Genomic DNA, 15,557 nt, shown 5'->3' with positions numbered 1-15,557 from the left:
TTCTATTTTTCTTCTGGATCAACAATAACGTACCCTGCAGCTTCCAATTCATCCAAAACTTCTTGCTGTCCGTCTACTTCATTAATTCCTTCTTGATTAGCATATGCAGTTATTGCCGCAGCAACAGACCAACCATCTATTTCACTTTCCATTGCTCGGCCAAGTTTTTCTGCTGTATAGTACGTATCTTGTAGGTTACCAACAACCACCGAAGCCTCCCAATCTGGAACTGCAACAAACCATTGGCCATAAGAAGCATGTCCGAAGAACACAGTAATTCCCGATCCTCTTGCGCTCAGTCGGAGCTCATAATGACTTCCATAATTCTTGGAACTTTTCACCTCTCCGTTCCATTGCTCATTGTCAACGTTCACTTCAAATATCATCTATATTTCCTCCTTCAATTTTTTAAGTCCAGCTGATTGACTCTACCTCACCCTCCAGATCCTCAAAACTCGGTGTCCTATAGATCATCGTCCCGGATGTCCTGGTACGCCTGAAGAGCAATTCGGAGTTCGAAACTCATCGGAAGCTCCTATCTTTGTCGCCTTTCCTCGAATATACGCTATTGCCGTCACTAATGGTCAAATCGGTAAGCTACAGATCACATAGCTCATGCACACTTAATCTCTTATCGACAAAAAAAATTAACTAATTCAATGTTAATCTAACAGTCCAAAATTCAGTTGGCCAACGATTTCTCCTAGTCCGATGTTCTCAGAATCACAATCCTAATTATACAACGTTTTGTTATCCAATACTTCGAATCAACAGAAAAACCCTGTTGGAGAAAACAGAATAATAGAGAAAGGCTACTTCAATTTAGAAGTGGTCTTTTTTTGTTGTTTGGTCACAAATGTTTTCTAATATCGATATTTGAGCTTTGAAACCGCGAATTTAACCATTTTTGATTTGGAAGGCAAGACCCTGAAACACATTTACGCAATTTACATTGCTTTGCAAATCGCTGAAGGAGTGACATGGAGGAACTTCCTGAGGAGGTCGACCACCAAAAATGCTGGTGTTCATTTCAATTCGGTCAACTAACTATTGAGATGAACTATGTAAATGCATGAGTTTGCATTTCTCGAAGGGACTTGTTCTGAAGATTTTTTTTTAGTACTAAAAACTGTCTATATCAATATTCAGTGTTGATTCTCATTCGGTCAACTAACTACGGAGATGAACTATGTACATGGGTGAATTGGCATTCTCAAACTGACTTGTTACTAGAAATCTATCTTCCGGTCGTACAGCAATCATTTGAATTACGGTTTGGGCAATTACACCTGCTGTTCAGAAATACTGAAAAATTTCATTTATATGAAAGGAGTGTTACATATGGACTGGTGCGAGATCCTAAAGGAATTGCTGAACCAATTTGGAGATCATTGTTTAGAAGCGGTGGCACAAGAGTTAATTAGATCTATTGTATCCAAATGGTCAGAAAAGTCTGACAACAAGAAAAAAGCGAACCCCAAACAAAAGAACCGCATGAAGAAATAATAAATTTTTATATTATTTCCATCATTTTTTATTGTTCACAAAAACCCCTGATCTCTCAAAATGAGAAATTCAGGGGTTTCTGTTCTATACTTCTTGCACGTACTGTGGCCGGCAACTGCCAGTCCTAGCATTGAAGTTTGCATAGTGTACGATGATTGTATTTGTACTCAACAGCTCATTTAAAATCGTTGAGATATGGAATGCTGCCATCTCATTTGCGATCATACGTTGAGGTTGATAAGGTTCCAGACCACAATTATGTGAAGGCGCAATAAGATCCGTTGCATCGATCGGGTAAATTCTATTAAGTGGTTCAAGGATTTCTGTTCCATTTTTCCTCAGACCCACTACCACTTGCCCGGAATATCCGCTTTCCATATGATCTGTTATTTCTTCTTCTCCCCACTCACTCTTTGGTTTATCACCTGATGGTAAAAAGACCCCTTCGATACCTGCGTCAATATAAATCAGGTCATCAGTCTGCATAAAGTACTCATGCATTACATTTCGCGTAAAGTCATTATCAACTGCCCCGATTAACACCTTCTGAATGTGTTGCCCGGTCTTGTGACGAAAATCAGTTAATGAAAATAACTGATCTAGTTGTTCAACCGATTCCACATATTTATCAACATAAGAACCGATTTTCAGTCCGTATGTTCTACCATAGCGTTGGGTAAGAACACTTGCCTTTTTTCCGCCTATATCCTGGTTAACGAAAGGCTGTCGTAGCAAATTCTTTTCCTCTACCATATCCGGATCAGCAATCATAAGAAATGAATCTACGGATGCAAATGCACTTAACATTTTGGTAATTCGTTGAACTGCATAGCCACCGGTACCGCCGGCCCCAATAATTACAATGTAGTAGTACATACTCTGTATCCGTGATTGGCGAACCTCTGAATCATCATTCTTAGCGTGATAATCAAGTAGATTAATCATGGTTAACCACCTCCACCTGATCAAGCAAGACACGATCATGCCAGGCTGCAGGGTACTGCACTTTTTTAATGAGGTTCCATGAATCTTCTTGATTATCATAGTCTCCCTCTAGAAGTGCTGAAGGAAGCAAGGAAATAAATTTCCCTGCCATACCAGCTCGTGTTTGAATATCAAACCGAATGAGTCCTTTTGCATGTTTTAAGTTTCCTATTACACCATATAGATGGGTGCCTAGTTCATCTTCGTTATCTACAGAACTGAAATATGCTTCCATTTTATTATGAGAATGTATCTCACAAACTTTAATAATCCAATATGGCATACTCGTATAATGCTGATCGATTGAAGTCTTCGACACACTTTGATTAGGAACATCCAATAGATAAACACCTTGCTTGGTATCCCAGTAGAATACACCCATCACTTCTACATCATTATCAGAATAGTCCATAAAAAATGATATTAGTTGGTGTACCAATGATTCAGGGATTTTCGGCAACTTGGATTTAAAGCCGGTGCGACAAGAATCAAGTTCTTGGGCCCTGGGCTGCTGTGCAAAAAATTCATCAGCATTGCTCCATCCTTCTAACTCTTCCTTGTTGCATTTGGAGATAAAAACCCCGATCCCATTCTCACGGATCTCATAGTAACCGTTTTTGGCAGCCAGGTAACAGATTGAATACTTATCTTTATGCTCGACGAGCTGGCTCGCAGAGTAGAAGTATGCTCTCGAATCGTTGAAGTAAACGGGCAAAGCCCCCTTCTTCCCACCTGTGATGGCCGGTACTATTATATTCTTCTTCTCGTCAAAACTCATGAACGTTCTTTGTTTTGACATCTCAGGAAAGTCTTTTTCTAACTGTTTGCGAACATCCTCTAAACTGAGTAGCCCTATCTTTTCAATATCAAAATATTTAGTTAAAAGCTTGGACGTACCGGCGTAGCAAATATATGTTGTGTTAGTAAAGACGGGCTTTTTATCTTTGCTATCTGCATTTTTGGACGAATCTTTTTTTACTCCTAGTTCTGCAGTATCGGCTGATGACTCACTTATAGGTGTTTCATCCGATAGAGCATTAATTTCATCCTGAGTTGAGCCCTCACATGTGTCTACACCAGGTCCATCAATTGATTTGTCGGATTTACTTCTGGATTGAATGCGTTTAGTGATGTCGATCGTATTACCCACTGATTTTAGTGTTTCTTCCTTATCAACTTTCGTTGGCTCTACGAAACCTCCCCCAAAGTATGAAAAGAGATCAGAACCACCAAATAATTCGTTAGACATATCTATTACCTCCAGCTTATTTCTAATTTATTTGAGTTGTATTTGGCCTAAGATAGAGAAGTCAGTCCACTTATCCAATCAGCGAGGGTCAGGCCAGTCGTTTTCAGATAATTATCCAGGAATTCTTTGCCTTTGACTTTCTCTAATAGTTCCCTATAGGTAAGCCCACTACCATTTGCATGACCATAGTAACAGTCAGAGTTCTGTGAATTGAAAAAAACCTCTGGCACTGTCGATAATTGAGAAATGCGTGTGATTTGGGGTAACTGAGATGACCCTAAACATACTTCATAGGTTCTATCTACGTTTGTATAGGGATAAAAATATACTTCCGACTCTTCATTGGTTAAGCCCTTCTCTAAAGCACCCACAAATACCTTACATATTTCAAACCTATCTGTTCTTGACCTAAGTTCATAACCAAAAATTAAATTTGGAAAAGGCACATCATCGATAACCGCATCATGGTAAAACACAGTTCTGCGATGTGATGGAACTTCGAAGAAACAATAGGTTTTAAATGTACTCTCCAGGTATGAAATACAACCCCGTGGCAGGATAGGTGTTTTAAAGACACTGAGGTTTTGAGCATGTAATAATGCTTCAGCTAAATCCTCATTCGTATAAAAACCTTCTCCTACCTTAATACCGTTCTGAAATTCAGCTACCAAGGGTAGGCTATGATCTCGCAACCTGATTACATATTCATTACCTTCTTCACTAATACTTAGCGAATGCTCAACAGTACCCGCTTTATTATCCGTTAGAATTAAACTCATGCTACCTCATCCTTTTCATCAATTTTTATAACGTCCCTTAACAAAGAACACATCTTCTTTAGACTGAGATTTTCTGCAATCTCGGTGGAGAAATCTACCCCACACGTTTTCATAAGTTGTATGAATACGAATGAATTAGGTGCCCAAATTGAGATACCTAATGGTATTGGCCGACTAAGAGACAACATTTTTATCATGAAAATATTTTGGATTTTTTGCATGAGCATCTTCTTCTTATGTGCAATGAACCCAAGTACGATAGTTCTCAGTTCAATAATTCTGCCTAAGAAATTCGAATATATCCCATAGTTTCCTGTTATCTTGATGTAGATGTTCTTTCCCTTTATAACTCCGCTCATCCCCATTTCAAAATTTGGACATTCATAATGCAAAAGAATATCTACCTTTTTTAACAGTTCATTTGCCTCGTCATTATTGGATAGAAGCATCATTTCTTCAATTTCCGGAAATACGATGCTATACTCCCAAGTCTCTCCTTGGAGATTGTCCGAGTAGGATTGGTTGCAGCTTTCAAACAACATTCTTTTGATCGCCTCATGGAAGATATCCGCCTGATCACCCCATCCGTAACAATAATAATTAATCGGATTGTTACGGACATCTATCCCAGCTTCATGTAACATCTTGACCATTGTGATTGCATCATACGTTGCTTGCATCTGACCTACTTGTTCATCACAAAAATAAGCCCGGTTCATACCCTCACCTAACTTTCTCTAATTTGAAATCTTTAGAAAAACTCGTTATCTTCCGTCTCTTGGTTTACTGGTTTCATTCTTCTTAACCGGTACATTGACTCATTGTTATGTAGGTACACATGAATAGCATTCCCTTCATTGGGACGTACTGAATATTCATCAGCTATTTCATCTGCTACATAAGCTAAGGCCTCGTTAAGAGCTTGCTGAGCCTCCTGTAGAGAGAATGAATTCCAATCAACCTCATTACTCTCAACATTGCACATAGCCGCATCAATTACTTTGAACAGTCCATTGGAGTATGAACTATGCGGTTGTTGAGTAGTTAAGTTTTCTTTAAACTTTGACAAGTTTACAAATGTCATTTATTTATCCTCCAGTAGAAGCAAAAAAAGCCGCAGAAAACAAAAAAAGCACACCTAAATAGGCATGCTATTGTTCTCCACGGCTTCATTGCCAAAATTTAAACCGGTTTTCACCGGGAACCACTCTTTGTCTTTTAAAAAAGGCAAAGAAAATTAATCTCAAATCATAATGATCTGATTATAACACAATTACAATAAAAGTGCTAAGTATTATCCCCTACTAACTATCCAATAGATTGACACAATAAGCATTTAGAGTCCCCAAGAAACAGGCTTGATGGTTGCTGACCAATCAAACTTATCTTTCCCGTTTGAGCCATTCGTTAATCCAGATGCTACTATAGCAACGCCAATAATTAACCCTACCATGCAAGAGGTAACAGAATACCTTCTACCATTCAAAACTCTCCTCTATTTAATTAATCATTAAATTATCTAATAGCTCTGCTCAAAGCTATTTTCCAGATTCAAAAAGAAGTTGCTAAATTATAAAGCAACCTCCTTTTCTAATCTAAGCTATTTAATTATGTACTGATGATTAGCCAGCTGCAGCACTTAATAAATTCTTTCTAACTTCTAATTTATATATTTCTTTTTTAACTTTATTTTTCTTTGTATTCAGTGATTGAATTTGATCGTATACCATCTGCATGACTGGTTGAGATATATCATCACGGAGTTTAATTAAGCGGATAATCAACTCTTTATCTGAACCGCTTTTCCTTTCATTATCAATGAGCGTCCCGACCATCGTACAGCAAGTATGTAATTGTTCCATGCATTGAAACGTGTCTATCATGTTATCCTGGTATTTCTCAATAATACCGTTGCTTGTGGCCCTGATTGATTTTTCCAATTGCTCATATGTATTAAGCAAATGAATCACTCGCTTTCCATTTCTTATTAATTAATATACTAATATACTAACACTATTTTATGGATATTCATATGATTATTTGAAATCGATTTGGTAGTGGGGATGGTGGATAGGTTGTAGGAAGAGAAGCATCTCAATTTTCTTCATTACTGTAAATATCCTTTACACTTGCCCTCAATATGAAACAATTGGAAGGGGCTTCATAAAAGCGAAGCCCCCTCAAAGTTCCTAAATACCTGATGTTAATGTACTAACAACCTTCGCTTTATAAATCCCCGCCATCAGACCCGTAGACTGTCCTGGAACGAACTTGCTTCCAGATCCGGATGAGACAATTTTCACACGATCTGGAACACCTAGCATGAAGTTAAGCGGAATTTCGTTGTATCCCATGCCTTCAAACTGTCTTGCTGTGGCCAGCATTTCTGGTCCACTACCTGAGAAGACATGTTTTCCAAGGTTAGACAACTCTGCTGCCGGTCCGTTTAAGGTTTTGGTATTTAGTACCTCGACCGACAGCGCATTGGCCGGAATACTCACCACAAGGCTTTGTGAGTTTGTTGAGTTATCTTGCATTGGTTCTGAAATGAAATCAGTTACATCCATACTGTATTGATAACCTTTCCCGTTTCCGCGGCTATCTTCAATTAGCACCCGGCTTACGGAATTGATGGTTTGATATGGATTGGTGTTGTCGATAATAATTGTCGAGAGGTCTGCACCTTCGAAACGAGAGCTAAGTCCTCCACTATTTACTGTGAACTCAACGTCCTCATCACCGACCGGTGTACCCGTCCCTGGATTCGGATTTGGTGTCGGTGTCGTTCCACCGTTGCCTGCATTTGGGTCAATAACTGATACTGTGTATGGGCCACCATTAAATTTGGCTACAGCCCCGTATTGATCCCTAACTTCAATATCCATGTTGTGTGTACCTGGTGTTAATGTAATCGGTTCGTAGTACTGGATCCAATCATTACTGGTGCTTTCTTTGTAATACACTTTGACTCTTGATGGGTCGATACCAAGATCTATGGTTACTTTGTCATTATCCACGATGATCTTTGGTGGCACAGGAGTTGTGACAAACTCAGTGACTTCACTTTCAACTCCAGCATCGTTTATTACTTTTACTAACACCGTGCGCTCTTGGTTATATTCAAAGGTGCCGCCTGCAGCCTGCCAAGGAGATCCATCTCTGGAATACCAAATTTCCCCTTCAGGGTTATCATGAACAAACTCAAGATACAGTTCAAAATCCTCAGTTAAATGTTGTATAACTGAAGGTTTTTTCACCGTGACCGGTTCAGGATTATCAGCTGTAACATTAAAGGACTTACTGATCAATTCCTGATCCCGTTCATTAAGCAATCTGACTTCGACTGTATGTGCACCAGGTGTCAAAAGTAGATTATTCGAAACATTATAATCTTGCCATGCAGCTGCCCCATCGATTTTCACTTGTACCTTTGTGGTACCTGTTGAATCTGCATGGATTTTGAATTCATCCGCAGAAATTTTTTCAATCCTTGGATCCCCAGAGTTTATGACAATCGGGTTGTTAGTGATAGTTAGTTCACCCACGTCTGAGATATTGCCTTTACTATCAGCAGACCGAGCTTGAATTGTGACGTTACCGGATTGGGTAATTAGAATTTCACTGGTGTAATTCAACCATCCTCCACCATTGATTTGATATTGTTTTGTCGCAATATCAGCGAATGTTCCATAATTTATGGAAACAACATTCTGGTTGAATTTGTCTTGCGATGTAATGGTTAATAATGGTTTTTCAGGAGCCGTTATAGGTGCGACATAATCTTTTGGTGCAACGTTCGGCAAAGTAGCTGAAACAAGTTCAACGGCCGTAAGACTTGTCAGTTCATAGAGCTTAAAGTCTTCCGAAATTGCATATGTTTTAGCTAGTCCTTGTGCATCGAAACTAACTGAAAAAAGGTCTAAATATTTCTTCGATGACAAGGTGAAATTGGTACTGTTGCTCCATGAGTACAACCGATTATCTTCTGTTAGTGCATAGTTTGCTGCATTATTAACAGCAATACTCTTGATATTTTTAATTTGATTTGCATCCCCTGATATCCTAACAGGGGATGATATAGCGCCGCCATCTACTCCAAGACGACTTCCTTTATTCGGACCATAGCCGTACACATTTTTATTTTTAAGATAAAGAATGTTGCCACCATTAGTGATATTAAATGCATCAACGGAAGTTGCTAAAATTTTTGGTGTACTTTCAAACACGTTGTTCGTACCCGTTAAATAGGTTGTTGGGGTAGTTCCCCATGTAGATAAGGTGCTATCTGGAGACTTATATGCATACGTGGTGTTTGTCTCTACATAGTATCCACCTCCACCGCTCATATAAGAATAAGCTCCTCTTTTCAAATTCTTGATATCAAAATCGTCAGGTAATGGATATAAAGCTGTTGATTTTAGCTCTGTATCAACTTTTGGATCTGGTTTATATAAATCAGTTAAAGAATACTTCTTACCATTGATAGAAAAAACTCTACGCTCAAAGAAAGTATTTGCACCATCGTAACCTGTAGTTCTACGATATTCTTGAGAAAATACTCGATCTTCTAAATATTCCATATTAAAAGCATCACTCGTAGTAAAAGACGGAAACATATTTACTTTTACTGGTTTAGCATCAGTATAACTATTAAGTCCAAAAGCCTGACCTACAAGATACACTTGATTTTTTGATACCAAAAGCACACCTTCATAATTTGAATTGTTTGAACTGGGATTAGCCCCACCTAGAAAGAAAATCTTTTCTATCCCAGTAATTGGTTCTCCAGTGTCTGGGTCGACAACTTCTGTTGGGATAGATTTAGATTGTTTGTATCCTATACCTAACTCCCCTGAACTCCCGTTTCCAAGAGCAGTAACAGAACCATCTTTTTTCAGAATAAAAATAGTTCTGTATCCTCTTACGTAATCCTTTACACCTGTCTCAACTAAAACCGTATCCACATAGAAATCGTCAGATTCATTAATGTACGAAACAAGGGTTTTTGCTCCTGGTGGAGTGTAACCATTCTGCATTTGGACATTTCTTGCACCCACAGGTGACTCTGCGACATTCTGATAACGCTGTACTCCATAAGTTTTCCCACTATCCATTGTTAGCATAAACGCTGAAGCATTATCCCAAGAGTTCCAGTATAAACTGTGACTCGTGATCTTATTGATTTTATCGAATGTGGCCGCCTGGGCTTTGGATTCCATGTTACTAAGTGGCACACCAAGAATTAATGCTAAAGCTAGAGTAAAGATCAAACTTCTTTTCCATCCGATCTTAATTTTTCGTTTATTGTTTGATTCCATAGTGCCCTCCTTAAATTCCTGATGTAGCAGTCGTTGTGAATTTCGATTTATACGTTCCAGAAATGACACCACTCTCTTTGCCATCTGCAGTTTTAATTACTCTCGGCAGAGAAAGTGTGTAATTCAGCTCAAAATCATATGCTCCCTGTCCTGTACTCACATCTGCCGAATAGAGTACAGTTGGCTGATGCGATAGTACCTGCTCTTTTGCTAGACTTCCGCCCTGGCTGAAATCAAGCGGGATCCCTGAAATGGTATTCTTGAGAGTTGCGGTTACCTGGACTGCATCGATGGGAATATAAAATTCTTTCCCGTCGATTGTTGTCACAAAGTCTGTAGCTGCCTGACTCACTGTCCATCCACCACCATTACCTCTATCATCAATAGCGCGAGATGTAACCACTGCCTGAGATTTTTGTTGTAGCCGAACAGATAGCGTAATATCCGTAAAATTCATTTTTGACTGACTTACCATGAAATTACCACCGGTCACCTGTACTTCTTTTTCCATGTCCTCTGCTGCAGCCACGCTCGGCATAGCAAGGGCTAAAGCTAAAATTGCGGCAAACCAGAATCGTTTCATTCATTCACATCCCTTTTTTTTATTTTTGAACATACCTTCGAACAATGTAACGATCACATGTAAACCACCTCCCTTCTTGAAAGAAAATACGCTACACGCTAAGCCTGTGGTGTTTGGAGGGTTTGCCGCCTAACTTGTTGCCGATCCTGCTCGTCCTCTTTCTTTTTTCTTCTTAAAATTAGGAATAACAACAAGAAGAACGTTCCAAAAATTAGAATAAGCACGAAGGCTCCAGCAACAATGGCCCATGGATGATTTTGCAGCCAATCTATAATTCCACCACGTCCTTGCAGGAGACCTGCATTACTCAGACTATCCTGTGCAAGTTTTGCATCTGCTTCAGTAATCGTGAAATTAAAGGTTCTGGATACCTTCTTCCCGTTGAAGTTGGTTTCGAAGTACGCACTATACTCCCCTGGCCATAGGATCTGATCTTTAACGTGATAGACCATGTCTGCTGTCTTACCTGCGTAGATAGATTTTTCTTCAGCGGCTGCATCGTAGGACTGGCTAAAGATCCCTTTGCCGTTTGCATCACGGATCATGATAAGTCCACTTGGCCTTTGCAAGATGTTCCCTGTATTGGCCAACTTGATGGTGAGCTGCGAATAACCATTGCTTATGTAACTGTGCTTGAAGTCATCAATGCTCATGTCTTGCACAGCAGCCTGTTTGTCCTTCTCCAGTACGATCTGGACCCCGATGCGTGGGATACGCTCGATCAGCAATACCGCTTTGTCCTGGACCTGGGATGGACTCGCTTCTTCAGCAGGAATTTGTTCAGCTACAATGCCTCCCACATATTCCCCCGGATCCAGATCCTTGGGCACTTTTACGGTATAAACGTATTTCAGCTTTTCAAGTGGTTTTAACCGGACTTTCTGTGCTTTGGATGGGGCTATCCATGCGCCCACGGAAGTATTCTTCTCCCCCTTCAGCATGTAGCTCTTTCCACCGTTGACCATAGGAGCTGCATCTGCCGGGTAGATCCATAGATCGATCGGCTTCTTAACAAGATTCTTCAGGTAAAATGTGTATTGTTTCGTTTCCCCACCGGTCACCTCGTCACGGTAATACCCGCTTGATTGTTCAATTTCTTTCACCGGCGAGAGTAAAAAATCAACGTCCGATGCAGCATTTACCTGTGTTTGAAGTGTGAATATCCAAAAAAAAGCGAAAAAAAATAAAGGTAAGCTTATTTTCAAAAAAAATCTCATTTTTAATCTCCCTCCTTAAAAAAAGAACGGGGCAGTGATACAGCCCCGTGAATATTAGTGTGGTGCTTGTGCGCTAAAGTCATCTCGGCTGGATTTATCAGCGTTGTAGAACATGACATCTCCATCCTTAACGTTGTATCTCTTCATAAATGAGTCCAGAATTGAATTCTGGTACCCTTCCAATTTCCACTGGTTCATCAATGGTGCATGAATGTATTGCAAATGCGGATCATTGACTTTCCCGTTCTGGATGGACTCGATATCAAAATTCACGACGATATATCCGTCTTTCAAGAAGATAGGTGATTTATCAGTGAGTCCGCCATTTGTACGGCCGTATTCAGCCAGATTTGTTCCAGCCGGGACGACATATGGAGCTGCTGGTATGCTGTACTCACCGTACCACTGCTGTATCGATGCATTTGCACGTTCCGGCGTAACAGAAGCATTACTTGGTATGTCCTTTGATCCGATCAGCGTCTTGAGCTGTTCCGGAAGAATGAGCTTATCGTACCCACCGACAGGCGTTTTTAGCTTAGTGTATTTCAGTACGTAGTTCCTCATAAACTCTTCTCGATCGACCCCAACTTTCTCGATTGTCGTCAAGTGCTGATCGTATTTCCAGTACCCTGAATTCTTCATGTCTCCCAGCGGAACATTCCGTAGTCGCTCATTTAAAACGACATAACGCTGGACTGTATCCTCTTCAGATCCAATTTTCACAAATGGTTTCTCATTAGTTTTGTAATACAAGTCAACTGGTATTGGTGTACCACCGCCCTTACTTACATATGTAAATGTCGGAGTTATACGAATTCCATCTTGTTTACTGAACATATTCCCCTTCGTTTTGAAGTCAAACTTGAAGTGGTATCCAGTTTTTACTGAGACATTGCTCATACCCGTTAATGGGTTACTACCCGGACGTATCGGCAATGTGTACTGCGCCAGGTTACCGCGGGGATCTCCATCAATACCATTCTGTCCTACCCAGTAGGAAGCCCCGCTCGGATCTTTACTGCCGGCGAATGTCCGGAACACTCTTTCCCAGTTGTAGTCCGCGATATCCGTGACATGAAAATCATATAACCGTCCAATGACTTCCACAGAAACCTCGTCTACTGCTGCGTGATTGGCCAGATCCAAGTTTGCGTCTGACTGCCAGTTATATCCCTCCGGAGCATTTTCAGCGATATTCCGGAAGTACACTTGGTAGTCACCTTCATCTACCCATACAGGCAGATAGAACTCAGTATCCAGTTGATTCACCGGTATGTCGATCCAAGTGTTAGCCGGGATAAATTGATTTCGACTGCCAGTATAGACATCGAACATGAATCGCACTTGTTTAGTCCGGAAATATTTGGCATAATCCCGATTTCCGTATCCAGGATACTGACTAACATCCAGGTGTTGTCCAGACGTTGGGATCCGGACGGTAAACGGTCTCTCCAGAATCAATGCTGATCGGCTCATATTAGGCTTCGTTTTCTGGTTGTGCGGCTGATCATCCGACACGGCAGAGTAGTTCACAACAGGCGTATGGACGGTTACGGTGTTAATGCCGTGGATATCGTATTCAAGTTCCTCCTCTTCGGCATCGATGCTACCTTCGGCCAGGATGTAATTGATTTTTCCTTTGCTGGTTGTATCCTTCTTGTTGACTTTTTCAGTAGGTATATAGTTGTACGGGCTGTACAGCACGTCTTTTCCGATATGCACTGGAGCTGGTATTTGACCAGGCTGCGGACCCTCCTTCGCTGTGCGCTGCTTATTCATAATAGTTTGGCCCTTGAATATCAGGGAATCGTTCTCGACTTGCACATCCGGAACAGCAGCTTCGGCTACTGCCTGTAGATTTTCTTCATCCATAGACGGTCTGCTTGTTCCCCCGGCTTCGTTCGAGATGGTCCAGGAACGATACCCGGATCTGGAGCAGGGTAAATATCACCGATGGTGTCGGCCGTAAAGTCTGGTGGCGTATAGCCTTCAGGCGTGATCACGATTTGTTCACCGCTAAGAGCGTAGTTCTCAAGCGTAGCTTCCATGATGTTATATACACCCAGTTCAGCAATTGTCCAGTACGAGTATGGACGAATGACAGTGTACTCCGGTCTCCGCTCATCTGGTTCAGATCTCGGAATATCATAGACCGTAGATGTTTGACCATTAGGCGAAGTAACCGTTCTGGGATCCATCCATGTTAAGGTCCATTTTTGCAAGACGGTAACCTTGTATTCGCATGTGCCGGTCATCTGCACAAATTTGTTCTGGAACAAATAATCTCGACTGAAGACATTTCCGTACAAGCTTTCCGATGTCGGAATACCCTTCAGCACATCGAACATCTCACTTCCGCGCTGATCGGCTTTAATCATGGCTGTGACGACCGGATCCATGTACTTGCCATCTATGGTGCGCCCTGGAGCCGGTTGGGTACAAGTTGGTCCTCCAGGTGGTGGTGGATCTCCTTTAAGCTTGTAGTAGAAGTACACGTAATAGTTCGGATACTGGCCATTGTATACAAACTGTCCTGGATCTCCCGACTTTCGAGATAAGCTCGAAGGATCTCCTTGTGTACTTTTCTTGTGACCCTCATACGTGTACTTCTCACTAGGAGCGGTATGGGTGAAGTTGTATGACTTATCCTTCTCCAGCTTCACTTCCTTGTTGGCAAATCCGTCTACACCATCAAGGCTTTGGCCAGTTGTGGTCCAGTATTTTACCACAGCTTTGCCTTCTTCCGGTTCCAGCTCAATAGTGAACAGGGTTGGGAAGAAATAGCGATAGCCTTCGACATTTGGGTGAAAGACTTTTTTGTTCTCTATTTCTTCCTCAAGTCTTCTATCGACTGCTTGTGCCCTGGCTAATAATACTCCATCTTTAACGATAACTTCTTTCCGTGCAGAGTTCGTACCTTTTCCTAATACCGGTGTATTATCATAGTTATCATAGTTTCTGCTTGATGTTGCATCATTATAATATTGCTGGGGCTTTTCAGCTAATTCTCCACCACGCGAAGTTTTGAAAATTTTGTCTGCTGTAGGGCCCCCGTCAAAATTAAAAGGTTTAACTGTGATATTTTTGACTCTTCGACCAGAGGCAAATGTAAACTGGTAGGTTCCACCATCTACAACGCTAACTTTATCTCCCGGTTTATGTCCTTTATCAGTCCATTTACCTCCACTGTCTTTCCAAACTTCGTAATACACCATTCCAACAAAATAGTAAAGGTTTGGATTGTTTTCGTCTTGCGTATATCGACTTGCACCCACAGGGTAAATTGCTGCTTCAGCTTCACCAGATTGAAAAGTAAAAAGTACAAGCACAGAGGACAAAATGATTATTAAACTGAGTATGGAACTGATGGTCCTTTTCATTCAGATCATAGCTCCTTTACTTAAACGGATTAATGATGGCCACAGCGTATTCGTCCAGCTCACCATCTCTTAAAAGAATATAGTCTGCCTGTGTCATTTTGAAATTTTTCCATCCTTCGTAGCTATCAAGATATTCACCGTTTCTAAATTTATCCAACCGACTTAGTACGGGATAAAAATTCATGCCTGTCTTATCGTCATTATTGATAAATGCAGCATCTACTACTCCACGACCACGACCATAACTGTTCTTCACTAAAAATGTAATTGAGTTCCCTCTCTGGCTGCTACGGATTTGAACTCCATCGCCTAGTATTGAATCTTTTGTCTTGTTAATCTCATATACAATTTGTCCGTCACCTAACTTGATAGGAAGATCACTTTCCTTAATAATCTTAATATTCTTGTATTTCTCAAGCTTAATATTTTTGAAGAATTCTTCACTTTGTGTATATGCTTTAAAATCACTTAACTTGGTTAACTTAAACACTTTATCATCTGTACTCCGGAACTCTTTGTTACCGATCCAGACCCAACGACC

General features: G+C 40.7%; 13 protein-coding genes and 1 pseudogene. 1 reads left to right on the top strand and 13 read right to left on the bottom strand.

Translation table 11 applies throughout. The features are described 5' to 3' along the window. Positions 1-2: 2 nt before the first annotated feature. The gene (locus tag C0Q44_RS27890; RefSeq protein ID WP_105410408.1) at positions 3-386 is read right to left on the bottom strand and encodes a DUF6618 family protein; all 384 of its coding nucleotides are present in this window, start codon (positions 384-386) and stop codon (positions 3-5) included. 955 nt (positions 387-1,341) lie between these two features. On the opposite strand from C0Q44_RS27890, the gene C0Q44_RS30435 reads away from it, so the two are divergent. Beyond that, positions 1,342-1,506 (top strand): hypothetical protein, encoded by a 165-nt coding sequence (locus C0Q44_RS30435; protein WP_181151203.1) that lies wholly within the window; start codon positions 1,342-1,344, stop codon positions 1,504-1,506. An 84-nt stretch (positions 1,507-1,590) separates the two neighbouring features. Here the strand turns inward: C0Q44_RS30435 and C0Q44_RS27885 are convergent, their stop codons facing one another. From C0Q44_RS27885 to C0Q44_RS27835, 12 genes and pseudogenes are all read right to left on the bottom strand, one after another. After that, the gene (locus tag C0Q44_RS27885) at positions 1,591-2,451 is read right to left on the bottom strand and encodes a ThiF family adenylyltransferase (RefSeq protein WP_105410407.1); all 861 of its coding nucleotides are present in this window, start codon (positions 2,449-2,451) and stop codon (positions 1,591-1,593) included. After that, positions 2,444-3,739 (bottom strand): hypothetical protein, encoded by a 1,296-nt coding sequence (locus C0Q44_RS27880; RefSeq protein WP_105410406.1) that lies wholly within the window; start codon positions 3,737-3,739, stop codon positions 2,444-2,446. Before C0Q44_RS27880 ends, C0Q44_RS27885 begins: the two co-directional genes overlap by 8 nt. Before the next feature lie 47 nt (positions 3,740-3,786). Then, a complete protein-coding gene (locus C0Q44_RS27875; protein WP_105410405.1) occupies positions 3,787-4,518 on the bottom strand; it encodes a hypothetical protein in 732 nt (243 codons plus the stop codon). Continuing rightward, positions 4,515-5,237, bottom strand: coding sequence for a hypothetical protein (locus C0Q44_RS27870; RefSeq protein ID WP_105410404.1), 723 nt, complete (start codon positions 5,235-5,237; stop codon positions 4,515-4,517). Before C0Q44_RS27870 ends, C0Q44_RS27875 begins: the two co-directional genes overlap by 4 nt. Before the next feature lie 32 nt (positions 5,238-5,269). Further along, positions 5,270-5,602, bottom strand: a complete 333-nt coding sequence (locus C0Q44_RS27865) for a hypothetical protein (RefSeq protein ID WP_105410403.1) — start codon at positions 5,600-5,602, stop codon at positions 5,270-5,272. A 538-nt stretch (positions 5,603-6,140) separates the two neighbouring features. Further along, positions 6,141-6,380: a hypothetical protein gene (locus C0Q44_RS27860; protein ID WP_181151202.1), complete on the bottom strand. Its 240-nt coding sequence runs from the start codon at positions 6,378-6,380 to the stop codon at positions 6,141-6,143. A 327-nt stretch (positions 6,381-6,707) separates the two neighbouring features. Next, on the bottom strand, positions 6,708-9,836 hold the full coding sequence (locus C0Q44_RS27855; RefSeq protein ID WP_105410401.1) for an RCC1 domain-containing protein: 3,129 nt from the start codon (positions 9,834-9,836) through the stop codon (positions 6,708-6,710). Positions 9,837-9,846: 10 nt separating this feature from the next. Further along, on the bottom strand, positions 9,847-10,419 hold the full coding sequence (locus C0Q44_RS27850; protein ID WP_105410400.1) for a hypothetical protein: 573 nt from the start codon (positions 10,417-10,419) through the stop codon (positions 9,847-9,849). 98 nt (positions 10,420-10,517) lie between these two features. Beyond that, a complete protein-coding gene (locus C0Q44_RS27845) occupies positions 10,518-11,522 on the bottom strand; it encodes a WxL protein peptidoglycan domain-containing protein (protein ID WP_181151201.1) in 1,005 nt (334 codons plus the stop codon). Positions 11,523-11,690: 168 nt separating this feature from the next. Next, positions 11,691-13,508: a hypothetical protein gene (locus tag C0Q44_RS27840; RefSeq protein WP_258166594.1), complete on the bottom strand. Its 1,818-nt coding sequence runs from the start codon at positions 13,506-13,508 to the stop codon at positions 11,691-11,693. Next, positions 13,481-15,016 (bottom strand): DUF5704 domain-containing protein, encoded by a 1,536-nt coding sequence (locus C0Q44_RS31335; protein ID WP_258166593.1) that lies wholly within the window; start codon positions 15,014-15,016, stop codon positions 13,481-13,483. Before C0Q44_RS31335 ends, C0Q44_RS27840 begins: the two co-directional genes overlap by 28 nt. A gap of 16 nt (positions 15,017-15,032) precedes the next feature. Beyond that, positions 15,033-15,557, bottom strand: a pseudogene (locus C0Q44_RS27835) (copper amine oxidase N-terminal domain-containing protein); the annotation flags it as partial.

It is taken from the genome of Paenibacillus sp. PCH8, from assembly GCF_002968835.1.
In the GTDB taxonomy this organism is placed as follows: Bacteria; Bacillota; Bacilli; order Paenibacillales; family Paenibacillaceae; genus Paenibacillus.
Note: the sequence above shows the minus strand (reverse complement) of the source record. Positions and strands in the feature narration are given on the sequence as shown.